This is a genomic window from Lactonifactor longoviformis DSM 17459, assembly GCF_900129135.1.
Lineage (GTDB): Bacteria > Bacillota > Clostridia > Lachnospirales > Lachnospiraceae > Lactonifactor > Lactonifactor longoviformis.
In genome coordinates, this window is record NZ_FQVI01000010.1 from 58,641 (window position 1) to 79,761 (window position 21,121).

The 21,121-nt window shown below is 46.7% G+C and carries 21 protein-coding genes; 18 read left to right on the forward strand and 3 right to left on the reverse strand.

Features of this window, described 5'->3' with window-relative positions:
- Positions 1-35: 35 nt before the first annotated feature.
- A complete protein-coding gene (locus BUA56_RS10990; RefSeq protein ID WP_072851620.1) occupies positions 36-962 on the forward strand; it encodes a CapA family protein in 927 nt (308 codons plus the stop codon).
- A 1,517-nt stretch (positions 963-2,479) separates the two neighbouring features.
- Here the strand turns inward: BUA56_RS10990 and BUA56_RS10995 are convergent.
- A complete protein-coding gene (locus tag BUA56_RS10995; protein WP_072851623.1) occupies positions 2,480-3,370 on the reverse strand; it encodes an AraC family transcriptional regulator in 891 nt (296 codons plus the stop codon).
- 249 nt (positions 3,371-3,619) lie between these two features.
- On the opposite strand from BUA56_RS10995, the gene BUA56_RS11000 reads away from it, so the two are divergent.
- The 6 genes from BUA56_RS11000 to BUA56_RS11025 all read left to right on the forward strand — a co-directional run bounded on the left by BUA56_RS11000 (position 3,620) and on the right by BUA56_RS11025 (position 10,040).
- Positions 3,620-4,699, forward strand: coding sequence for a sugar ABC transporter substrate-binding protein (locus tag BUA56_RS11000; RefSeq protein WP_072851626.1), 1,080 nt, complete (start codon positions 3,620-3,622; stop codon positions 4,697-4,699).
- A gap of 13 nt (positions 4,700-4,712) precedes the next feature.
- Positions 4,713-5,711, forward strand: coding sequence for an ABC transporter permease (locus tag BUA56_RS11005; RefSeq protein WP_072851629.1), 999 nt, complete (start codon positions 4,713-4,715; stop codon positions 5,709-5,711).
- A gap of 15 nt (positions 5,712-5,726) precedes the next feature.
- On the forward strand, positions 5,727-7,223 hold the full coding sequence (locus BUA56_RS11010; RefSeq protein WP_072851632.1) for a sugar ABC transporter ATP-binding protein: 1,497 nt from the start codon (positions 5,727-5,729) through the stop codon (positions 7,221-7,223).
- A gap of 147 nt (positions 7,224-7,370) precedes the next feature.
- The gene (locus tag BUA56_RS11015) at positions 7,371-8,531 is read left to right on the forward strand and encodes a uroporphyrinogen decarboxylase family protein (protein WP_072851635.1); all 1,161 of its coding nucleotides are present in this window, start codon (positions 7,371-7,373) and stop codon (positions 8,529-8,531) included.
- A gap of 21 nt (positions 8,532-8,552) precedes the next feature.
- A complete protein-coding gene (locus BUA56_RS11020; protein ID WP_072851638.1) occupies positions 8,553-9,611 on the forward strand; it encodes a uroporphyrinogen decarboxylase family protein in 1,059 nt (352 codons plus the stop codon).
- 24 nt (positions 9,612-9,635) lie between these two features.
- On the forward strand, positions 9,636-10,040 hold the full coding sequence (locus tag BUA56_RS11025; RefSeq protein ID WP_072851641.1) for a cupin domain-containing protein: 405 nt from the start codon (positions 9,636-9,638) through the stop codon (positions 10,038-10,040).
- Between the two features lie 54 nt (positions 10,041-10,094).
- Here BUA56_RS11025 and BUA56_RS11030 read toward each other — a convergent pair whose 3' ends face one another.
- Positions 10,095-10,265 carry a DUF362 domain-containing protein gene (locus BUA56_RS11030; RefSeq protein ID WP_072851643.1) on the reverse strand — a complete coding sequence of 57 codons (171 nt, stop codon included), beginning with the start codon at positions 10,263-10,265 and terminating at the stop codon, positions 10,095-10,097.
- A 222-nt stretch (positions 10,266-10,487) separates the two neighbouring features.
- Here BUA56_RS11030 and BUA56_RS11035 point away from each other — a divergent pair, with 222 nt between their 5' ends.
- Positions 10,488-10,688 carry a DUF1858 domain-containing protein gene (locus tag BUA56_RS11035; RefSeq protein ID WP_072851646.1) on the forward strand — a complete coding sequence of 67 codons (201 nt, stop codon included), beginning with the start codon at positions 10,488-10,490 and terminating at the stop codon, positions 10,686-10,688.
- A gap of 117 nt (positions 10,689-10,805) precedes the next feature.
- Here BUA56_RS11035 and BUA56_RS11040 read toward each other — a convergent pair whose 3' ends face one another.
- Positions 10,806-11,543: an adaptor protein MecA gene (locus BUA56_RS11040; protein WP_072851649.1), complete on the reverse strand. Its 738-nt coding sequence runs from the start codon at positions 11,541-11,543 to the stop codon at positions 10,806-10,808.
- Between the two features lie 1,328 nt (positions 11,544-12,871).
- Here BUA56_RS11040 and BUA56_RS11045 point away from each other — a divergent pair.
- From BUA56_RS11045 to BUA56_RS11090, 10 genes are all read left to right on the forward strand, one after another.
- Entirely contained in the window at positions 12,872-13,093 is a 222-nt protein-coding gene (locus BUA56_RS11045) for a hypothetical protein (protein ID WP_072851651.1), read from the forward strand.
- A gap of 343 nt (positions 13,094-13,436) precedes the next feature.
- Positions 13,437-15,131 (forward strand): glycosyl hydrolase family 18 protein, encoded by a 1,695-nt coding sequence (locus BUA56_RS11050; protein WP_072851653.1) that lies wholly within the window; start codon positions 13,437-13,439, stop codon positions 15,129-15,131.
- A gap of 33 nt (positions 15,132-15,164) precedes the next feature.
- Complete coding sequence (locus BUA56_RS11055) at positions 15,165-15,947, forward strand: coiled-coil domain-containing protein (protein ID WP_072851655.1); 783 nt, start codon at positions 15,165-15,167, stop codon at positions 15,945-15,947.
- Between the two features lie 77 nt (positions 15,948-16,024).
- Positions 16,025-16,711: an N-acetylmuramoyl-L-alanine amidase gene (locus BUA56_RS11060; protein WP_072851657.1), complete on the forward strand. Its 687-nt coding sequence runs from the start codon at positions 16,025-16,027 to the stop codon at positions 16,709-16,711.
- Between the two features lie 122 nt (positions 16,712-16,833).
- The gene (locus BUA56_RS11065) at positions 16,834-17,787 is read left to right on the forward strand and encodes a phosphoglycerate dehydrogenase (protein ID WP_072851659.1); all 954 of its coding nucleotides are present in this window, start codon (positions 16,834-16,836) and stop codon (positions 17,785-17,787) included.
- Between the two features lie 183 nt (positions 17,788-17,970).
- Positions 17,971-19,020, forward strand: coding sequence for an L-threonylcarbamoyladenylate synthase (locus BUA56_RS11070; RefSeq protein WP_072851661.1), 1,050 nt, complete (start codon positions 17,971-17,973; stop codon positions 19,018-19,020).
- A gap of 12 nt (positions 19,021-19,032) precedes the next feature.
- Positions 19,033-19,500 carry an arsenate reductase/protein-tyrosine-phosphatase family protein gene (locus tag BUA56_RS11075; RefSeq protein ID WP_072851663.1) on the forward strand — a complete coding sequence of 156 codons (468 nt, stop codon included), beginning with the start codon at positions 19,033-19,035 and terminating at the stop codon, positions 19,498-19,500.
- Complete coding sequence (gene rpiB, locus BUA56_RS11080; protein ID WP_072851665.1) at positions 19,497-19,934, forward strand: ribose 5-phosphate isomerase B; 438 nt, start codon at positions 19,497-19,499, stop codon at positions 19,932-19,934. The genes BUA56_RS11075 and rpiB overlap by 4 nt, the downstream gene beginning before the upstream one ends.
- A 36-nt stretch (positions 19,935-19,970) precedes the next feature.
- Positions 19,971-20,600 carry a uracil phosphoribosyltransferase gene (upp, locus tag BUA56_RS11085; RefSeq protein WP_072851667.1) on the forward strand — a complete coding sequence of 210 codons (630 nt, stop codon included), beginning with the start codon at positions 19,971-19,973 and terminating at the stop codon, positions 20,598-20,600.
- Positions 20,601-20,615: 15 nt separating this feature from the next.
- The gene (locus tag BUA56_RS11090; protein ID WP_072851669.1) at positions 20,616-21,101 is read left to right on the forward strand and encodes a deoxycytidylate deaminase; all 486 of its coding nucleotides are present in this window, start codon (positions 20,616-20,618) and stop codon (positions 21,099-21,101) included.
- The last annotated feature ends 20 nt before the right edge of the window (positions 21,102-21,121 follow it).

The window sequence follows — 21,121 nt, forward strand, 5'->3', positions numbered from 1 at the left end:
TTCGGACCGGTAAAAGGCAGGCGGGGTGACTTCAGATGAAAGAAGTGGTTAGAAAATCAAAATATAGTAATCCGAGAATCAGGCAGCAGCAGAGAAGGGCCCTTGCGGTTAAAATGATAAAGCTGTTCCTGGCCGCAGGGGCAGGAGCTCTGGTTTGCTTTTTCTTTCATTTTCTCAGGGTAAACAGTATGCCTGGAGAAACAGCTGATGGAGCGGTCGGAGCGGCAACGGAGTATACAGAAACCATTAAACTTCGCGCTATCGCAAGCTGCAGCCTGGAAGAAGAAGCTGCTGCAGAGCTGAAACATCTGAATCTTGCCTCCGAAAAGGGAGAAATTATTATCACGAATTTGGAAAGTGTTCTGACAGAAGAAGACCTGGAAAAGGAAAGTAAGAATGCCGTGAAGGCATCTCCAAAACAGGTAGAACTTCTACACAAGGGTGGTATCAATGCAGTGAATCTTGCGAACAGTCACAGCAAAGGCTACGGGGAGGAAGGATACCTGGATACGGTGCATCACCTTACAAAATCAGGTATCACCAGTTTTGGCTATGACAGAGTCACTGTAAAGGAGGTGAGGGGAATAAAAATTGCATTCGCAGGGATCAATGCAGCAGATGGGACAACAGGAAGCCAGGAAGCAATAAAAAAGAACATACTGGCCGGAAGAAACATGGATGCCCAGCTGGTCATTCTCTGTATTAACTGGGGAGCGGAAAATACAGAGGAGCAGCAGCGAGAACTGGGACATGCAGCGATTGAAGAAGGGGCAGATCTGGTACTTGGGTATCACTCGGAAGATTTACAGGAAATAGAGAATTACAAGGGGAAGTATATTGCATATAGTCTAGACCATATCCGGGAGACTGAAACTCTGGAGCAGACCTTTACCTTCCAAAAAGGGGAATTGGAAAGCTGTTCTGAGGCTAAGATTATAAACCGGTCTGCCGTTCAATCGTAGGGGTATGTGAGGAAATGCGGAGACGTTGTAATGCAGGAGGGAAACTGGCTGCGGTACGGCGTTTCTTTTTTTGCGCATAGGGAAAACTTGGAGTTAACTTCCTAAGGTTGAGACTTTTTCAGTCGGAAGGTGTGAGTGGCAGGGGGACGGTGAGAGGAATCCCGCGGCGGCGGACTGACTGGTTCGGACGGGAGGGAGGCTTAAGTTCCGGGGACACCTCCGTCGAGAAGAGAGTCTAAGACAAAACCGGAATCCCCGCCGGAGCACCGTTCGTATGTGCAAAGAATGCTTTAGATGCATTCTCTGCCCATTCTCACTTTTTTTCGGCCTGGACTGCCGAAAAAATCTCCAGCGTGAATCACGGTTTTGCCTAAGACTCTCTACTCACTCCTGCGGAATCGTCCGCGAAACTTAAGCCTTCCTCCCCCCCAACCCAGCCCGCCCGCCGCCGCAGGATTCCTCTCACCTGGGTATGGGAGAGTTCCAGGGGGTAGATTGCTCAGATGGGGAATGGTATCCTTCACATAGGAGATAGCTGTAAAATTGACAGATCGAATAAAATTGGGATTTAGGAGTGTAACTTGGACATCGGCTCAAGGCGATTCAGGACGGCAGGTTTGGGTGGCGGGGGGACGGTGAGAGAAATCCCGCGGCAGCGGGCTGACTGGTTCGGACGGGAGGGAGGCTTAAGTTCCGGGGACACCTCCGTCGCGAAGAGAGCCTAAGACAAAACCGGAATCCCCGCCGGAGCACCGTTCGTATGTGCAAAGAATGCTTTAGATGCATTCTCTGCACATTCTCACTTTTTTTCGGCCTGGACTGCCGAAAAAATCTCCAGCGTGAATCCCGGTTTTGCCTAAGACTCTCTATTCACTCCTGCGGAATCGTCCGCGGACCTTAAGCCTCCCTCCCGGCCAACCCAGCCCGCCCGCCGCCGCGGAATTCCTCTGACCTGGATATGGGGAAGTTCCAGGGTGTAGATTTATCAGAAGGGGAATGATATCCTTCATATAAGATATGACTGTAAAATTGTCAGATAGAATATAGCTGTAATGTAGCCAGAAAGTATGGAGGTGATAACGGTAACAGGTTTGGATGTTTATCTAAAACATCGAGCGATCATAAATGATGAATAATATGAAAAGTGTACAACATTCGACCTTCCCCACACGTTTTCCGTGAATGTGAAGTGAGTCTCTGCCAGGATATAGAAGGGAGTACCGGGGGGACAGGGCCAGTCCAGGGGCCGGGGGATAGGGACAAGTCAGGGAGGTTAAGCGGAGTGAGCCGAAGATCCAGTCCACCAGCTGATTAACGAGGAAGGCTTTCCTGACGAGTTTAGCAGCTGGTAGGACTTAGCTTAGGGGAACGGAGCCTCGAGCTGACTTGTCCCTATCCCCCGGCCCCTGGACTGGCCCTGTCCCCCCGGTGCTCCCTTCTATATCCGTCCGTCTGCGACGCTGCGCTGGCCGACTATTTTATCTCGAACTTTACATACACAAAACAATTACACAAAACTAAAATTTTATACTTTTCGCCCTATGATTCTGCACATACTCCGAAGGGGTATAGGACGTATATTTCTTAAATGCAGAAGCAAAGTAACTGCTGGTGGAAAACCCTAAGGTCATGGACACATCGGTAATCGACTGCCCGTCCAGAAGTAGAGATTTTGCGTATTCGATTTTCTGCTGGTTAATGAAGTTCCTGGGAGATATCCCCATCTCGTTTTTGAACTTTTGCTTGAAATGGGAGAGGGACAGGTGGCAGTAGTCTGCCAGAAACTCAAGGGACAGGTCAGAGGTGATGTTGTCCAGGATGTAAGTCAGTGAATTCCCGATATCAGGAGTCAGCGGAAATTGAGTGACGTTTGAGAAGTAGATCAGCAGGTGAAGGTATATGGTAAGATAGCTGGCGATCATAACTTCATTTCCAGGAGTGAAGGTGAGGGAGAAGGCTTTGGTCAGTACGGTGCGAATTTCTTTGTTGTCTGTACGGATATTATGGCGGGGAATGGCCCGGAGCTGGCGGATCAGGGATTCGGCGGCGGCCTGGCTGAGAAACAGAAAATTACTGCTGTCGCTCACATCCAGCTGAATCCAGTAGATCTGGCCTACAGACATGGGGGTTTCGTTGGTACTGTGGACTTCATCGGGAAAGGCAATGAAGGCATCTCCTCCATTTACTCTGTATTCTGCCTCATTGGCATAGAAGAGAATTACTCCTTTGGTGACAAAAGTGATTTCAAAGGAGTTTTCGTGGAAATGCGGAACCAGGGGAGAGATGGCAGCCTGCATCGTGTGCATGCCAAAGGTCCTAAGCCCCGGAACGCGCAGCTGTTGACTTGTGAGTACAATTCTTTCTTTGGAGGTGTAGTAGTCATCTTTCCAGTTTACAGGGGTGTTCATATTGTCACTTCCTTAACAATACATTAAATTTGTATTACATATAAAACTAATTGCAATACAGTTTTAATGATTATATAATGTGAATTGTAGAAAGTCAACAATAAAAAAACAATATTGCACTTGAAATTGGAATTAATTTACAAATTTATTCGGAGAGGAGGAGCCTTTGCAATTGATATGCTGTGCAATATGTTGAAAGAGAAGGAAAATACTTAATTAAGATGAAAAATGTAAAGGGAGAGGAAAAATATGAAGAAAAGATGGATTTCTTTCGTTCTGACGGCGGTTATGGTTTCTGGGTTACTGATGGGATGCGGGGATAAAAAAGAGGATGCACCGGCGGAGAATACCGGGACAGAAGAAAAGGAAGCCGATGCCGGGAAGGAGAAAAAGGAAGATGCTTCGTCAGAGGAGACATATGAAGTCGGCTACATCGTAAGTAATATGAGCCATGAATGGTATCAGAATATATGCTCCGGAGCGGAGAGAAGGGCAGAGGAAAAGAAGGTAGAACTTTCTATCTCAGATGCAGCTATGGATTCCAGCAAACAGATTAGCTACGCGGAAAATTATATCAATCAGGGAGTGGATGCGCTGATTATTACCCCTGTGGATCCCGCGGCTCTGAATTCTGTGGTTGTTATGGCTGAAGAGGCTGGGATTCCCCTGATTGCAGAGTCCAGCAAGTTTGACGGAATGACCAGTTTTGTAGGAATTACAGATTTTGATGCGGCAGAGCACATTGGTGAGTGGATGGCCCAATATGCCAAGGATAATAGCATAGAGATGAACATATTGATTGTCGGGCAGCCCATTTATGAAGCCTGCAGAGATCGTGTAGACGGATTTCTCTCAGGGTTGGATAAAGCAGGTGCGGCTTATACTGTGGCACAGGAGGTAGACGGCAACGGAACGAAAGAGGACTCTCTGGCGGTAGCTACGGATGCACTGACGGCCCACCCGGAGGTAAATGTAATATTCGGCATTAATGATAACTCCTCCACAGGGGCCATGAACGCATATCTGGAACACGGTCTGGATGAGAGCGCACTCACAGTGCTTGGATTTGGGTTTGAGGGCAGTGTGGGAAGAGATGCTCTATTGTCCGGCTCTCCGTACAAGGCTGCAGTTGCTATGTTTCCTGATTATGTAGGGGCAGCTATAGTTGATGTGGCAAAGATGGCAGCCGCAAAAGAAGAGGTTCCCGAGGTTTATTCCATACCGACTACAGTAATAACAAAAGATAATTTTGCGGATTTTTATAAAGACAACGGTGACGGAACGTACACCACAGAGTTTGCAGCTATTGATGCGCTGCTTCAGAAGTAAGGAGAGCTGACGTATGAAAGAGAAGAAAAAGTTGTCGCACGTGTTTCAACATGAACAATTTACGCTGATTCTAACATTATTGGCGCTTTGTATTCTCATGTCTCTGCTAAGTGATAAGTTTCTCACCAGCGGCAACATTATCAATGTGCTGCGGCAGGCCTCACAGATTGGAATCTGTGCCATCGGGATGACTATGGTAATCCTGCTGGGCGGAATCGACCTTTCGGTTGGTTCTGTCCAGGGCCTTGCAGGAGTCGCGGCTATTGTGGCTTTGAACCGGACAGACAGTGTGTGCATAGCGGTCCTTACCGGACTTGCAGTGGGGGCTGCCGTAGGGTTTATTAACAGTCTGATCATAACGAAGATGCACATTACTCCTCTTATTTGTACCCTGGGTACCATGTCTATTATTAGTGGCATGGCGCTCGTAACTACCAATGCCGTTTCTTTTCAGGCCACTAACAAAACATATATGCAGATAGGGATTGGAAGGATCGGTGCCATTCCCATCCCGGTAATTATTTTACTTGTGCTGGTCATTATTTTCTATTTCATTCTTAATCATACGGTTTACGGCCGCTACATCTATGCCATTGGAGGAAATCAGAGGTCTGCGGCTCTGGCCGGTATACCGGTGAATAAAATTATTATTATTACTTATACCATATCCGGTATGCTGACAGGCCTTGCGGCAGTGATCCTAAGTGCCAGAATGGCCTCAGGGCAGCCTACTGCAGGTACCGGATTTGAAATGACAGTCATTGCGGCGGTAATCATAGGCGGTGTGAGCCTGTCCGGAGGACGGGGAAGCCTGGGAGGTGCTATGATTGGAGTGCTGACTCTGTATGTGCTGACGAACGGGATGGTGCTGATGGATGTCTCCTCCTTCTGGCAGGATATCATGCGGGGCGTGCTGATTATACTGGCGGTTTATATTGACGAGCGGCGGAAGATGCAGACAACCAGGAAATTAACCCAGGCCAGATTTGCTGCAGAGACTGACAACAAATAAACCAGGAGGTGCAGTATGGAACAAAAACCATATATACAGCTGAATCATATCCATAAAACCTTTCCTGGTGTGTATGCGCTGAGAGACGTTTCCCTTTCTGTTTATCCGGGGGAGGTACACGGACTGGTAGGAGAGAACGGGGCGGGAAAGTCAACTCTTATCAAAGTAATGGCCGGCTATCATACGGCAAACCAGGGAGAGTACCTCATCGAAGGGAAGCCGGCTCAGATTCACAGCCCAAACGATGCTATACGGTCGGGGATTGCTGTGGTGTATCAGGAACTGAATGTGGTGGATAGTTTGAGTGTTGCAGAAAATATATATTTTGGACGTCTTCCAAGAACCGCAGCAGGCACTGTGAGATGGAAAAAGTTATATGAGGATACCAGGACTATCCTGGAGCGCCTTGGGCTGTCGATAGATCCCAAACGGAAGGTAGGATATCTGAGTATTGCCCAGAAACAGCTGGTAGAGATTGCCAGAAGCATATCTATGAACCCCAGAGTCATTATTATGGATGAGCCAACCTCTGCCCTGGCTCCCACGGAGATAGAAATTATACTGCATATTGTAAAAAAACTGAAGGAACAAAAGGTAGGCATTCTTTACATTTCTCACAAGCTGGATGAGGTTTTGGAAATTTGCGACCGGATTACTGTTCTGAGGGATGGGGAATTTATTCAGTGCTTGGAGGACAGTCAGTCTACGGAGGACAGGCTGATTAACCTTATGGTAGGACGAAAGCTGGACGAAATGTTCCGCAGATCAAATTGTGCAGAAGAGGAAATCGCTCTTAAGGTGGAGGGATTAACCTCAGAAAAGGTAAAGGATATTGACTTTTACGTGAAAAGAGGCGAGATTGTGGGATTCAGCGGCCTGATGGGAGCGGGAAGAACGGAACTGGCAAAGGCTGTCTATGGGGAGGATCCCCGCCTGAAGGGTACTGTAGAGATTTACGGAAAACCTGTTGGAAAAAATTCTAAAGAAAAGTCGGTAAAAATGGGAATGGGATTTATACCGGAGGACCGAAAGGACGAGGGAATCTTTCCCAATCTTGGCATAAAGAAGAACACAACCATTTCTTCTATGGAAGGGTGCTCTGTAAAAGGTGTCATCAAAGGTGCCAGAGAAAGAGAAATTACGGATCGCATGATTGAAGAGCTTCGGATAAAGACACCTGACCGGGAACAGCTGATCGTGAATCTGTCAGGAGGAAATCAACAGAAGGTATTGATTGCCAGATGGCTGGCCAAAAAGAACCTGAAGGTATTAATTGTGGATGAGCCGACCAGAGGGATTGACGTCGGAGCAAAAGCGGAGATCTACGGACTGCTGGATTCACTGGCCAGAAGCGGGCTTGCAGTTGTGGTAATGTCCTCGGAAATGCAGGAGATATTGGGCGTTTGTGACCGGATTTATGTCATGCGGGGAGGGCGGATAGTAGGGGAATATACCGCAGAGGAGGCAACACAGGAGAAACTGCTTTCCAGTGCCATCCAGGCAAGGACATAAAAGGAGAGTGTCTATGAATGGAAGAGAACAATTTTTAACTGTTATGGCTCACAGGCAGCAGACAGAATTTTTATAATGATAGAGACGGTGAAGCAGTATAGAAAATATTCATTACACTTACCTGAAGTGGAGTAAAGGAGCAGGAGTATGACAGCGAGAGAAAGAATTTTAGGAATGCTTAAGGGAGAGAAAATAGACCGAATTCCATGGTGCGGAGATCTGGCTTATTGGATCGACTATTTAAATGATGAAAAAATTATGCCTGAGAAATATCTGAGAGACCAGTCACTGGAAGAACGGGAGATATTAAGCCAGGGGCTTGCGGCTCCGTTTCACGGCAAAGGCCTGATGGAACTGCACCGGGATCTCAATGTGGGGTTTTATCTCCAGGGATATTTTCCCTTTGACACAGTATACGACGGAGTGGAAGTTGTGACAGAGCTTAAGGGGACAACCAGAACAACCACGGTTAAGACCCCGTACGGAGATATGCAGGAGGTATGGGAATATGTGTTTACCACTCACAGCTGGGGTCCCAGGATTCATATGGTAAAGGACGAAGAGGATCTGAAAAAAGTAAGATATCTTTATGAGCATACGTTCTATGAACCCAACTATAAGCTGGCCGAGGAAAGGACACAGATCGTAGGGGAACAGGGGGTTGTGCTGGTTTATATGCCGAAATGCCCTATTATGGAGATGATTGCCCTTCGGGCGGGAATAGAATCTGTAACTTATATGATTATGGATGCCGAGGAGGAGTGGGAAGAAACCATAGCAGTTATGGAAAAAAAGCATGGGGAGGCCTGTGAGATTGCGTTGAAAGCGCCTTGTGAATGCATTATGATCCCTGATAATCTTTCTTCCGGTTCCATTGGCAGGAATCTATATCGGAAATATGCATTTGATTATTCAAGAAAATGGACCGATCGAATCCGGAAGGCTGGAAAGTACTCCTTCGTTCACCTGGACGGCACTGTAAATCCTCTGCTTACAGAAGTCTGTGAGGCCGGCTTTGATGTTGTGGAGGGACTGACCCCCTATCCGGTGGGAGATATGAAGTATTCCCAGATGCGGGATATTGCCAATGAAAAGGCAATTCTGTGGGGCGGAATCCCGGGTGGATTTTTTACTCCGGATTACAGCGATGAGGCATTTGACCAATTTGTCATTCCGCTTATTGAAGAGATGTGCCGTGACGGCAGAAGTGTTCTGGCTGTGGGCGATCAGGTCGTACCAGGTGCATCTTTTGAACGGATTCGCAGAGTAAATGAACTTGCGGAGAAATATGGATATTATGAAAAATAGAAGAAAGGCAGGATATATGCTATGAATTCTCTACAACGGATCCAAGCGGTTCTGAGAGGAGAGATTCCGGATCGATTGCCGGTGCTTCCTCAGAGCTTTATGTTTGCTGCCCAAATGGATGGATATTCCATAGGGCAGATCAACAGAAAGCCGGATATTATGGCAAAATGCCATCTGAACAGCCGGGAGAGATTCGGATATGACGGTTGCATAATTGATGTGGACGACGCCTCACTGGCAGAGGCATGCGGGGCCAGTGTGGTATACAGAGAGGATAATGTTGCAGTAGTCAAGGACAGCGAACCTGTGCTCAGAGACCTCAGGGAAATAGACGGCCTTTCTCTACCGGATCCTCTTCGGGACGGCAGGCTTCCGGAATGGCTGGAGGTGACAGAACGCATTGCTGAAAAGGCAGGGGATGAATGCTTTATTATTGGGAGAGCAGATCAGGGACCTTTTAATCTTCTGTGCCTGCTTCGTGGTGCCCAGCAGTTTATGGAAGATTTAATTACAGAGGATGAGGAAGTGATACTGCATGCGCTGGCCTGGACAACAAAGGCTCATGTGAGATTTGCAAAGGCGCAGCTGGAAGCCGGAGCCCATGCTGCAAGTATGGGAGATGCATATGCCAGTCCAAATCTAATCTCTCCCATTGCCTACCGTAAGTTTGCATCTCCCTGGGAGAAAATGGCAGTCGATGAGGTACAGTCAAGGGAGCATCCCTATGCCATCCATATCTGCGGAGATACCACGGGTATTATAAAAGAAATGGGGGATACGGGAGCCCGTATCCTGGAGGTTGACTGGAAAGTGGACATGGGGAAAGCGCGTGCTTTGGTTCCGGAAAATACAGTGCTCATGGGGAATATCAATCCCAGTGATCCTATGTATCTGGGGACACCGGTCCAGGTAGAGGCACAGGTGAAAAAGATTATTGAGGCTACCCGGGGCAGAGGGATTATTGTAAGCTCAGGCTGTGCACTGGGAGCGAATACAAAACCCGAGAACGTGACGGCGATGGTTGAAGCAGTGAGAAAATATGGGAGCAGAGAATATCTGGAGATTTTACAGACTGAATAAACATACTGTCAGAAAGGATGCAGAATGAGATTAGAACCATTGTATCATGAGGGGTATGGATACAAACCCCTGGTACTCACGGAGAACTGGCAGCTGGCACAGCTTAATTATACCCCCGAACAGGAACCGGAAGCGTTAGAAAAGCTGGATCAGCACGATTTTACAGATGAGACTTTTACACTTGTAAGGGGAAGAGCATTTTTGATTATCTATGACAGTGCTGCCCATGAGAGCGGCTTAATACCTCTGAGAGAGGGAATTACTTATAATGTGCCTGCCATGATGTGGCATAATATTGCTATGGAGCGGGGGAGCTGCGTGTTGATAACCGAAGGGCGCGATGCCCACCTGAAGGGCTTTTCCCAGATTCCTATCCCGGAGAACTTAAAAGAGGAAATCCTGGCATTTCGGGACTGCAGCTGGATATAGAAAACAGAGGATTAGACATTATGCCTAATCCTCTGTTGTGTTAGTTAAAATATATTAGCCTTCTACAATAGCGTCTGTAGGGCAAGCTTCTGCACATGTTCCGCAGTCTACGCAAACATCAGCGTCGATTACATATTTGTCATCGCCCTGGCTGATTGCTTCTGTAGGACATTCGCCTTCGCATGTTCCGCAGCTTACACATTCGTCTGTAATTACGTATGCCATATGTATTATCCTCCTTATCCCTCATTTTCGTTAAAACTTAGATTAGTTTCTAGAGTCATTTTAAACTATTTAGTATTAGAATACAAGTATAAATTTCTAAACAATTGGTAAAGGAAATCCATGGAAACCGTAAAGAAAACGGGATGTTGCCAAAAGTGGTTGAATATCATCTAAAATGGTATTATAATGATAGGACAAAACCAATGAAGGAGGAAATGACCAATGCAGATCACAAAAGAAATGACAATTGGACAGCTGATCCAGCTTGATGAAAATATTGTTCCGATTCTTATGAGAGCAGGAATGCACTGTATCGGATGCCCGTCCGCACAGGGAGAATCTCTGGCAGAGGCTGCCATGGTACACGGCATTGACGCAGACACATTAGAGAGTCAGATCAATGATTTTTTGGCAAACAAATAAATTTATAAAAAGCTGATTTTTAAGGCCGGGAGATGTTCCCGGCCTTATTTTTGCGGAAGGCTGCCGGTATATGCCAAAACAGGGCCGCAGAGGAAAGCTCTGCGGCCCTTAGATATTTTACAAATGATAAAGTTTTTGGAGTGCATCTCTGGAAAGGATACAATCTCCGTGTTCCACCAGGTATGCCTCGCCTCCGGATGTAAAAGACCTGCCCCTTCCATACTCCGACAGAATATTGCATATCTTATTGAATTCTTCCGGCGAGTGGCCGGACTGATGGATAATCAGAACATAATTCCCGGTACGCTGATCCTGATAGAGTGAATTATCTCCTTTGTAGAAATGATTCAGACCATGGGAGGCGGCTATTACCAGATCAATGTTGGAGAACTGATATTCCCTTACCAGATTAATGGGTACTTCAGGGGTAACCTTAGCATCGGATTTGGAGGATTTCTTTTTATTCAGTGCTTTGGATTTAGCTTCATAAATCTTCTGGAAGATATCCAGGATATCGTCCGCACCTTCAAATTCTACAGGACTTTCTTCCGAACCTCCATTCTCTAAAAATGGGGCAAATTTGGAAAATCTGGTATCCAGTTCCTCCGGATCTTCTACTTTTGTTATGATTAAAATAATGCTGTCAGGTGTAACAGGTATTGCTTCTATCATCAGAGGGATGTTGTCAGCCTCAAAACCAAATTCGAAATTAGCCTGCTGCATCATATCACGAAACAGAGTCTTTGCTTTTTCTGTCCCATAGGCCAGTTCACTCAAATGAATCTGACGGTCTTCCAGGTCAGCCTGGGTAAGTGTGCAGCGAATCTGGTTATCGTTGATTTTTTCTATCTTCATTATAATCACATCCTATCTATTAATCTATGTTAAAAACCGTAAAAAGTTCTGGTCTTCCTTTTATATTATATACTACCAAGTGTGTTTATGTAAAGAATTTTGGAGAGTTTTCGTAAAAATGGAAAATTGGGATTTAGGAGTGTAGCGCTTGGACTTCAGCTTAAAGTGATTCAAGTCGGAGTGTATGTGGTGGCGGGGGACGGTGAAAGAAATCCCGCGGCGGCGGGCTGGCCGGTTCGGACAGGAGGGAGGCTTAAGTTCCGGGGACACCTCCGTCGTGAAGAGAGTCTAAGACAAAACCGGAATCCCCGCCGGAGCACCGTTCGTATGTGCAAAGAATGCTTTATGTGCATTCCCTGCCCATGCTCACTTTTTTTCGGCCTGGACTGCCGAAAAAATCTCCAGCGTGAATCCCGGTTTTGCCAAAGACTCTCTAGTCACTCCTGCGGAATCGTCCGCGGAACTTAAGCCTCCCTCCCGCCCGAACCGGCCAGCCCCCCGCCGCAAGATTCCTCTCACCTGGGTATAGGGAAGTTCCAGGGGGAGATTTTTGGCAGTTTATCCCAAACATCAAGTCGCCAATAGTGAGAAATAAGTAGAGGAAAAGTGTACAACTCCCGACCTTCCCCACCCGTTTTCCGTGAATGTGAAGTGAGTCTCAACCAGGATATAGGAGGGAGCACCGGGGAGACAGGGCCAGGGGCCGGGGGATAGGGACCAGTCAGGGAGGTTAAGCGGAGTGAGCCGAAGATCCAGTCCACCAGCTGATTAACGAGGAAGGCTTTCCTGACGAGTTTAGCAGCTGGTAGGACTTAGCTTAGGGGAACGGAGCCTCGAGCTGACTGGTCCCTATCCCCCGGCCCCTGGCCCTGTCTCCCCGGTGCTCCCTTCTATATCCGTCCGTCTGCGACACTCTGCTTCCCGCCTACATAACCCCGAACTTCACATACACAAAACTATATTTTTTTACAAAACCTCTTGCAATCCCCTCAAAATAAGATATAATAACCATAAGAAAAGTCAGGGAAACTGCACATCATTTTCACAGGAAAGGATGTGGTCGCTAAAGATAACAGCAGATAATAGTATTCCCATGTAAGTAAAAAAGTTCTGTATTCCAATCATGCGGTGTCTCTGCCGCAAAAGAATGAACAGATTCAATTGTTCTTAGATTCCCAAAACAAAGATTTATAGTAATAGAAGCATACTGCAGAATCCTTGTCTTTTCTAATCATATTTGACGCTTTTCGGTAAAGCTGTTTCAGAAAGGAGAAGGGGTAGCTGCAGCTTATAATATATCACAATTTTGCTGGTTATCCGTAAAAAGTATGGGGAAAAAACGTTCCAAAAAGACGGAAACTCTCCGTGAAGAATTAAAGTATTATGAAAGCAAGGGAATCTCTCTGTGGCTGGACGGCAAGGCCAGCACGCCCAGGGAGATTGAAAAGGCCCACAAGATTGCTGAAGACGGAGTCTACATGCGGGACTATGTCCAAAATGAGAAAGGAGAGATTGAGAAGCTGGAATTTGATTTTGTAAAAACTAAATAATACATAAGGAAAGCGGCCTTTTAGTCTATAAGGTCCCACAGTACAGCTGAAAGGCCGCTTATCTGAACCGGGGTACTGCTTTTCTTCTGCGAATTATGGCTGGATCGCGGCTGGGGACTTGCGCCGATTTCTGTGCCTGCTAAAGGGGTGTTTCCCATAGAGGGATGCCAGTATATCTGTATCCTGCAGAATCATATGTCTGCGCAGCGGAGGCATTTTGGTATGATATGGGAAAAAAGCCGTAATTTTTTTAGATGTATGAAAAAAACATAAAATGTCGAATAAGGTAATGACGAAATTTAAAAATATGTTATAATGGTACGGAAAGCAGGAGGTAAACATAATGAAGAAAAAAGTAATACCGATTTTAGTTGCTATGCTGCTGGTAGTAGTTGTAGCATTGGTCGGCATTGTAACGATGACGATTAAGAAACACACGCCGTCGGATAAGGAGATGGATGCGGGTACATATTATAAGGTAGAAAACAGTGATGATGTGGCAGTGATACTGCAGGATGCGGTAAGTGAGAAAAAAGGAAAGTTAATTGACGGAAAAGTATATCTGGATTATGGAACCGTGAGCAGTACGCTGAACAAACGGTTTTACTGGGATAAGAATGAGAACAAATTGTTATATACCACTCCTACGGATATTATAACAATTTCTATAGATGGCAATACCTATCAGGTATCGGGTCAGGAACAGTCCGTAGATTATGTGATCTTTAAACAAGAAGGGGAGGAGGGGTATCTGGCCCTTGATTTTGTAAAGCAATATACGGACATGGATGTTCAGCAGTATGAATCTCCCAATAAAGTTGTAATTCGGTATCAATGGGGAGCGGTATCCGAGGTAACGGCCAGCGATGATACAGTGATACGTTATAGAGGCGGGATTAAAAGCGAGATTTTGACCCATGTGGCCAAAGGGGACACGATGATCCTTCTGGAGGAATTGGAAGAGTGGAGTAAGGTAGCCTCTTCGGACGGGTTTATTGGCTATGTGCGGAAAAAAGATATAGGAAGTCCGGAGAATAAAAGTCTTGAGTCAACTTCAGGATACACAGCACCGGAGTACACTAGTCAGAGGAGGGACTATAAGATTAACCTTCTGTGGCACCAGGTTACCTCCCAGGCTGCCAATGACGGTCTGACACAGGCAGTAGCCAATGTGAAAGGAGTGAATACAATATCCCCCACATGGTTTTCTGTGAGTGATAACGCCGGGAATATTACTTCCCTTGCGGATGCCAATTATGTGGCTGCGGCAAAGCAGCTTGGTATGGAAGTGTGGGCGCTGGTAGATAATTTTAATACAGAGATGAGTACGTATGAAGTACTGTCACACACAACCTCCAGACAGAATCTCATAAATAATCTGGTACAGGCTGTTCTTGGGGCGGGGGCTGCCGGGATTAATGTTGATTTTGAAAGTCTGAAAGAGGAAGAGGGGCCTCACTTTATACAGTTTATCAGAGAACTCTCCATTCAGTGCAGAAAAAACAGTCTGGTATTATCCATAGATAATCCCGTTCCTGAGAATTATACGATGCTTTATGACCGCAGGGAACAGGGAGTAGTGGCAGATTATGTGATCATCATGGGGTACGATGAGCATTTTAAAGGTGATGAGGAGGCCGGATCGGTGGCATCTCTTCCTTTTGTGCAGAAGGGAATTGAAAAAACGCTGGAAGAAGTGCCGGCAGACCGGGTGATTAACGGAATTCCGTTTTACACCAGACTGTGGAAGGTTCCGGACAGCGGCAGCGAGGTTACCAGTGAAGTAATGGCAATGGATCAGGCATCTGCTTATATCAGCGAGAATCAGATTGAAACTTTCTGGGATAAGGAGTCCGGTCAGAATTACGGTGAACTTTCCACGGAGGATGCGACCTATAAGATATGGCTGGAGGACGAACAGTCGCTGGAAGAAAAACTGAAGCTGATACAGCAGTATGAGCTGGCCGGGGTTGCAGAGTGGAAACTTGGATTGGAACGCCCGAGTGTCTGGGATTTAATCAGTAAATATGTGAATTAGGATACCGGGAGTCAGAAGAAAGAGGTGGAGTATATGGGCGAACAGGAAATGTTTAAGACTACAATCATGGGAGGCTTTGATAAAGAGGATGTTTTGGAGCAGGTGCAGAAGCTGAAGGACGATTCTGCATCAAGGCTTGCCAAGCTGAAGAAAGAGCTGGAGGCTAAGGACGCCAAGATAGCAGAGCTGATTAAGCGCCTGGAGTTAAAGGATGCCCAGCAGGCCAGGCTGGAAGAGGAGATACATAACAAATACCAGAAATATATTGAACGTTACGACAGTATTGGAAGGCTGGTATTTGAGGCTCAGGTGAAAGCAGAAGATATGGTTGCCGAAGCGCAGAGGAAGAGCGAGGAAATTATCACTCAGGCTGAGGAAGAGGCAAAACGGCGGGTAGATTCTGTGCAGTCTGAGATTGACGATAAATTGGTTGAGGGCAAGAAAAAATACCTTGCGGTTCAGGATGAGATGAACGGCATTGTGGAACTGATCAATCAGGCTCAAAAACGTTTTATGGCCTCTTATAAAGAGGTGCATCAGATCATCAGCACGATGCCTACTTCGCTGCAGGACATTGAGGATGAGCGGGACGTGGATCTCCTGCACCCGATGGAAGAGCTGGAGATACATGAGATAGAGAAGGAGAAGGCAAAAGAGGTACATCTGGGGGACACCCAGGAGCTGGAGGTAATGGATGCCCTGGACAGTATTGCAGACCTGGATGAATACGATGCGGAAGATGAGATTAATGACCAGCTGGTGAATAAAATTCAAAGTATGCTGGGTGATGACCTGGATGATGATTTGGAAGACTAGAGCCGGAAGATTGGGATTATTAGAAGCTCCCTTAAAGCATATACTTTAAAGAATATGCTTTAAGGGAGCTTCTCATTATGAGAAAAAAGGCAATTGAGCTTCTGATGGCGGTTCTTCTACTGGTAGGGGCATTTTTTCTGTCAAAAGAAGGGGCTGAGCTAGTCAGTAAGGAGCTGGCACAGGATGCAAAAGTTATAGTGGTAGATGCAGGACACGGAGGAATCGATCCTGGGGTTATCGGAATCGGAGGGCTGAAAGAAAAAGATATCAATCTTCAGATTGCTAAGAAAGTAAAGAAAAAACTGGAGAAAGAAGGCTACACCATTGTAATGACCCGAACCAAAGATGAAGGTCTTTACGAGGAAAATACTAATAATAAAAAAGTTCAGGATATGCAGAACCGATGCAATCTGATCAAAGAGAAAAAGCCGGTTATGACAATCAGCATCCACCAGAACAGTTATCCCGATGCATCAGTCTGCGGTCCCCAGGTTTTTTATTTTACACACTCTGCAGAGGGGGCAAAGCTGGGAAAATCCATCCAGGATCAGCTGAATACATATCTGGAGGTTGCCCGGCCCAGGGTTGAGAAAGGCAACAGTACTTACTATCTGTTAAAGAAGAGTGAGGGTGTTCTTACTATAGTAGAATGCGGGTTTCTGACGAATCCGGATGAAGCTGCAAAACTGCAGACAAAAGAATATCAGGATAAGGTCGCGGAAGCTGTATGCCAGGGGGTTTTGGAATATCTGGGCAATAAATAGACAATATATAAATAAAATAATTATTGTCTACAAAAAAGAGGGTAAACAACTTAAAATGACAATAAAGTTTCTTTATAATAAAGTACGTAGCCGAGAAACCCATAGGAAAAAGGGGGAATTTTATGAAGATTGCAATTACCTGCCACTACGCGAAGCTTCCGGAAGAACATCCGACCTGGATACGGGCGGTACAAATGGCAGATGTTGTTCTCAGCAAATCCCAGAATCTCACACAGGATGAGCTTCTGGAATTTGTACAGGGAGCAGATGCGCTGATCACAGGGACGGACTGGATGCGGAGAGATGTCATTGAACAGCTGCCCGAATGCCTGAAGATTATATCCAGACCTGCTGTGGGATATGACCGGGTGGATGTGGCGGCGGCAAAAGAGAGGGGAATTGCAGTGTGCAATGCTCCCGGCGCCAATTCGGATTCTGTGGCCGAGCTCACCGTTGGCCTGCTGTTAGCCTGTGCCAGAAAGATACCCGATCATGTGTCAGAGTGCAGAGAATACTGCTGGAAGGCCGGAGAAAAATGCTCAGAGCTGAAGGGGAAGACGATTGGTATCTGGGGGCTTGGCGCTATCGGAAGAGGAGTAGCCCTGCGGCTGAGAGCATTTGGCATGAATATTTTAGCCAACGATATTCTCTCCCGGGAGGAATTTTGCAGAGAAAACGGGATACAGCAGGTTACGGAGGAGGAACTTCTGACCAGAAGTGACTTTATTTCTCTGCATATGCCGGCCAATGATCAGACACATCATATGATTAACCGTGAGACCATTGCCCTAATGAAAGACGGAGCAGGACTGATTAATGCGGCAAGGGGGGCTTTAGTGGATCATGAGGCAGTATATGATGGGCTGATCAGCGGCAAACTAAAATTTTACGGAGCAGATGTTATGGAGAATGAGCCGCCCGGCAGGGATAAGCTGTTTACACTGGACAATGCATATATCACGCCTCATATAGGGGCCAACACCAGAGAGGCTACAGAAAAGATGCTGGATATTGCTCTGTGCAACGCTCTGGACCTGCTGGAAGGAAAGGCGTGCCGAAATATTGTGAATCCATAAGTTTCAGGGAGTTTGGAGACAGGGGACACGGATTTCCCCAACGCGGAAAAAAATATTTTACTTTGCCTAATCTGGTGGTATAATGTTAAGGAGTATACTTTAGCATACGGCGAAGGCCGTATGCCTGCCCGATGGACATGTATTTACAGGTGCCATTGGGTATCATGTGATAAGAGGTACGAGATGGAGACAAAAATAGTAACTGTGGATCCTAAGGATCCGGATCGGCATGTGATAGAAGAAGCAGGGAGAATACTCCGCAGAGGCGGACTGGTAGCCTTTCCGACGGAGACGGTATATGGCCTGGGAGGAGATGGGCTGAATCCAAAAGCCTCCGGGAAAATATACCGGGCGAAAGGAAGGCCGTCAGACAATCCCCTTATCATTCATATTGCGGATTCAGACAGTCTGAACACGATTACCTCTGAATTTCCCTGGCAGGCTGAGGCATTGGCAGATGCATTTTGGCCGGGCCCGCTGACTATGATACTTCAAAAGAGCAGTAAGGTGCCTTATGAAACCACGGGAGGGCTGGACAGCGTAGCTGTACGTATGCCCAGCCACCCTGTTGCCATGGCGGTAATACAGGCTGGGGGCGGTTTTATAGCTGCCCCCAGCGCCAATACGTCAGGGCGTCCAAGCCCCACAGAGGCCAGACATGTAATTGAAGATCTTCAGGGGAAGATTGATATGATTGTGGATGGAGGCATGGTAGGGATTGGTCTGGAGTCTACAATTGTGGACTGCACCGAAGAGGTACCGGTTATCTTAAGACCGGGTTATATTAACCAGGAGATGATCCAAAAGATTGTCGGCAGAGTGAAGATGGACAAAGGACTTCTGATTACAGATGAAAACGTAAAGCCAAAAGCCCCGGGGATGAAATACCGGCATTACGCCCCTAAGGCTGAGCTTACGATTGTTGAGGGTGAAAGCACCCTGGTGGTTCGCAGAATTAATGAATTAACTGACGAATTCCGGAGACAAGGTGCAAGAGTGGGAATTATCGGGACAGATGAAACTGCCGGTCAGTATCGGGCGGATGTGGTGAAAAGCATTGGCACAAGAAAAGAAGAAGAAAGCATTGCGCTGCATCTATTTGGCATTTTGCGGGAATTTGATGAGGCAGATGTGGACTTTATATTTTCTGAATCATTCCGGACGCCCCAGATGGGACAGGCAATTATGAACCGGCTGCTGAAAGCTGCCGGTCACCGAATCATTTATGTGTAAGGAGCAAGGCGAATGAATCAATATCAGAAAATTATCTTCGTGGACTCTAGTGATACCACACGGAGCCCTATGGCGGAGGTAGTATTAAAATCTATGAAAATGGATTACCCTATTTCCATACACTCCAGAGGACTTGTGGTCCTTTTTCCGGAACCTATGAATCAGAAGGCAGAGGCGATTTTAATCAGCAATGGATATGGTTCACAGAAACATATGTCAAAACCGCTGACACAGGATGACATTGGAGATGGATCCGGTGTGCTGCTACTGACGATGGAAGACAGTCAGAAAGAAAAGGTGTTTCAGGAATACAGCAATTTAAAGCATGTGTATACGGTGCGCGAGTTTTTGGGACACAGCGGGGATTTGAGGGCACTTTATGGGGCTCCGCTCATCGAGTACGGTTTATTTTATGAAGTACTCAAAGGGTTGATGGAGGAACTGGTAATAAAACTATGTGAGGAGGAAATACTAGAATGATAGCTTTAGGATGTGACCATGGAGGTTACGAATTAAAACAGGAAATTATTAAATATCTCAGCGAGAAGGAGATCCCCTTTAAGGATTTCGGCTGTGACAGTACAGAGGCAGTGGATTACCCTGTATATGCCAGAAAGGTTGGACATGCTATCTTAGACGGAACATGTGAGAAAGGAATTATTATCTGCGGGACGGGAATTGGAATTTCAATCGCAGCCAACAAGATGCCCGGGATCCGCGCGGCCCTCTGTACGGACTGTTTCTGTGCGGAAGCCACCAGACAGCATAACGATGCCAATGTTCTTGCGCTGGGCGGAAGGGTAGTAGGCCCCGGCCTTGCTGTAAAGATTGTAGATACATTTTTAAATACTGAATTTTCCCATGCAGAGAGACATCAGAGGAGAATTGACTTAATTGAATCCGAAGAGGAATAAAAAATAAGCATTTCTATAGACAAAGGAGGAAGCGTTGTGGCAAAGGTAATGGTGATGGAACACCCTTTAATTCAGCATAAGATTGGTATTATCCGCAGGACAGGCACCAGTTCAAAGGAATTCCGGGAACTGGTTGGAGAAGTAGCTATGTTTATGGCTTATGAGGCAACACGGGATCTGAAGCTTCGGGAGATTGAGATTGAGACTCCCCTGGCAAAGACAAAGGCTATGCAGCTGGCGGGAAAGAAACTGGCGGTTGTACCGATTTTAAGGGCAGGACTTGGAATGGTGGAGGGGATGCTTGCCATGATACCCGCAGCGAAGGTGGGGCACATCGGCCTGTACCGGGATCCGGATACGCTGGAGCCGGTAGAGTATTACTGCAAGCTTCCGGCAGATTCCAGCGAGCGGGAGGTCTTTGTAGTGGATCCTATGCTGGCAACCGGAGGTTCCGCTGTGGCTGCCATCGCCATGTTAAAGGAGAAAGGGGTAAAGAATATCCGCTTCCTCTGTCTCATAGCCGCGCCGGAGGGACTCAAGAAACTACAGGAAACCCATCCGGATGTTGATATCTATGTAGGTGCCCTGGACGATCACCTGAATGAACACGGCTACATAGTGCCGGGACTGGGAGACGCCGGAGATCGAATATTCGGTACCAAGTAAGCTGGGAGGGCTGTGATGCAGGGAAAAAGAACAGATTATATCTCATGGGATGAATACTTTATGGGGGTAGCCAAACTGGCCGGGATGCGCTCAAAAGATCCGAATTCTCAGGTGGGGTGCTGCATTGTCAGTGCGGACAATAAAATATTGTCCATGGGCTATAACGGTTTTCCCAGAGGATGTTCAGATGATGAATTCCCCTGGGACAGGGAAGGAGAACCCTCAGATACAAAATACCTCTATGTAACCCACAGTGAACTGAATGCCATACTGAATTACCGGGGGGGAAGCCTGGAAGGGGCCAAGCTGTATGTGTCCTTATTCCCGTGTAATGAGTGTGCCAAAGCGATTATCCAGGCAGGAATTAAAACTGTGGTCTATGATAATGACAAATATGCAGATACCCCCTCCGTCGTTGCGTCAAAGCGCATGATGGATGCCGCGGGTGTGCGGTATTATAAATACAGCAGAACAGGGCGGGAGATTCGTTTTACCGTTTAGTCAAGGAAAGTGCCCGTGGG

What these genes read in the sequence shown, in the direction of transcription:
- BUA56_RS10990 (WP_072851620.1), top strand. Translation starts at nt 36, where the DNA reads ATGAAAGAAGTGGTTAGAAAATCAAAATATAGTAATCCGAGAATCAGG.
- BUA56_RS10995 (WP_072851623.1), bottom strand. Translation starts at nt 3,370, where the DNA reads ATGAACACCCCTGTAAACTGGAAAGATGACTACTACACCTCCAAAGAA.
- BUA56_RS11000 (WP_072851626.1), top strand. Translation starts at nt 3,620, where the DNA reads ATGAAGAAAAGATGGATTTCTTTCGTTCTGACGGCGGTTATGGTTTCT.
- BUA56_RS11005 (WP_072851629.1), top strand. Translation starts at nt 4,713, where the DNA reads ATGAAAGAGAAGAAAAAGTTGTCGCACGTGTTTCAACATGAACAATTT.
- BUA56_RS11010 (WP_072851632.1), top strand. Translation starts at nt 5,727, where the DNA reads ATGGAACAAAAACCATATATACAGCTGAATCATATCCATAAAACCTTT.
- BUA56_RS11015 (WP_072851635.1), top strand. Translation starts at nt 7,371, where the DNA reads ATGACAGCGAGAGAAAGAATTTTAGGAATGCTTAAGGGAGAGAAAATA.
- BUA56_RS11020 (WP_072851638.1), top strand. Translation starts at nt 8,553, where the DNA reads ATGAATTCTCTACAACGGATCCAAGCGGTTCTGAGAGGAGAGATTCCG.
- BUA56_RS11025 (WP_072851641.1), top strand. Translation starts at nt 9,636, where the DNA reads ATGAGATTAGAACCATTGTATCATGAGGGGTATGGATACAAACCCCTG.
- BUA56_RS11030 (WP_072851643.1), bottom strand. Translation starts at nt 10,265, where the DNA reads ATGGCATACGTAATTACAGACGAATGTGTAAGCTGCGGAACATGCGAA.
- BUA56_RS11035 (WP_072851646.1), top strand. Translation starts at nt 10,488, where the DNA reads ATGCAGATCACAAAAGAAATGACAATTGGACAGCTGATCCAGCTTGAT.
- BUA56_RS11040 (WP_072851649.1), bottom strand. Translation starts at nt 11,543, where the DNA reads ATGAAGATAGAAAAAATCAACGATAACCAGATTCGCTGCACACTTACC.
- BUA56_RS11045 (WP_072851651.1), top strand. Translation starts at nt 12,872, where the DNA reads ATGGGGAAAAAACGTTCCAAAAAGACGGAAACTCTCCGTGAAGAATTA.
- BUA56_RS11050 (WP_072851653.1), top strand. Translation starts at nt 13,437, where the DNA reads ATGAAGAAAAAAGTAATACCGATTTTAGTTGCTATGCTGCTGGTAGTA.
- BUA56_RS11055 (WP_072851655.1), top strand. Translation starts at nt 15,165, where the DNA reads ATGGGCGAACAGGAAATGTTTAAGACTACAATCATGGGAGGCTTTGAT.
- BUA56_RS11060 (WP_072851657.1), top strand. Translation starts at nt 16,025, where the DNA reads ATGAGAAAAAAGGCAATTGAGCTTCTGATGGCGGTTCTTCTACTGGTA.
- BUA56_RS11065 (WP_072851659.1), top strand. Translation starts at nt 16,834, where the DNA reads ATGAAGATTGCAATTACCTGCCACTACGCGAAGCTTCCGGAAGAACAT.
- BUA56_RS11070 (WP_072851661.1), top strand. Translation starts at nt 17,971, where the DNA reads ATGGAGACAAAAATAGTAACTGTGGATCCTAAGGATCCGGATCGGCAT.
- BUA56_RS11075 (WP_072851663.1), top strand. Translation starts at nt 19,033, where the DNA reads ATGAATCAATATCAGAAAATTATCTTCGTGGACTCTAGTGATACCACA.
- rpiB (WP_072851665.1), top strand. Translation starts at nt 19,497, where the DNA reads ATGATAGCTTTAGGATGTGACCATGGAGGTTACGAATTAAAACAGGAA.
- BUA56_RS11090 (WP_072851669.1), top strand. Translation starts at nt 20,616, where the DNA reads ATGCAGGGAAAAAGAACAGATTATATCTCATGGGATGAATACTTTATG.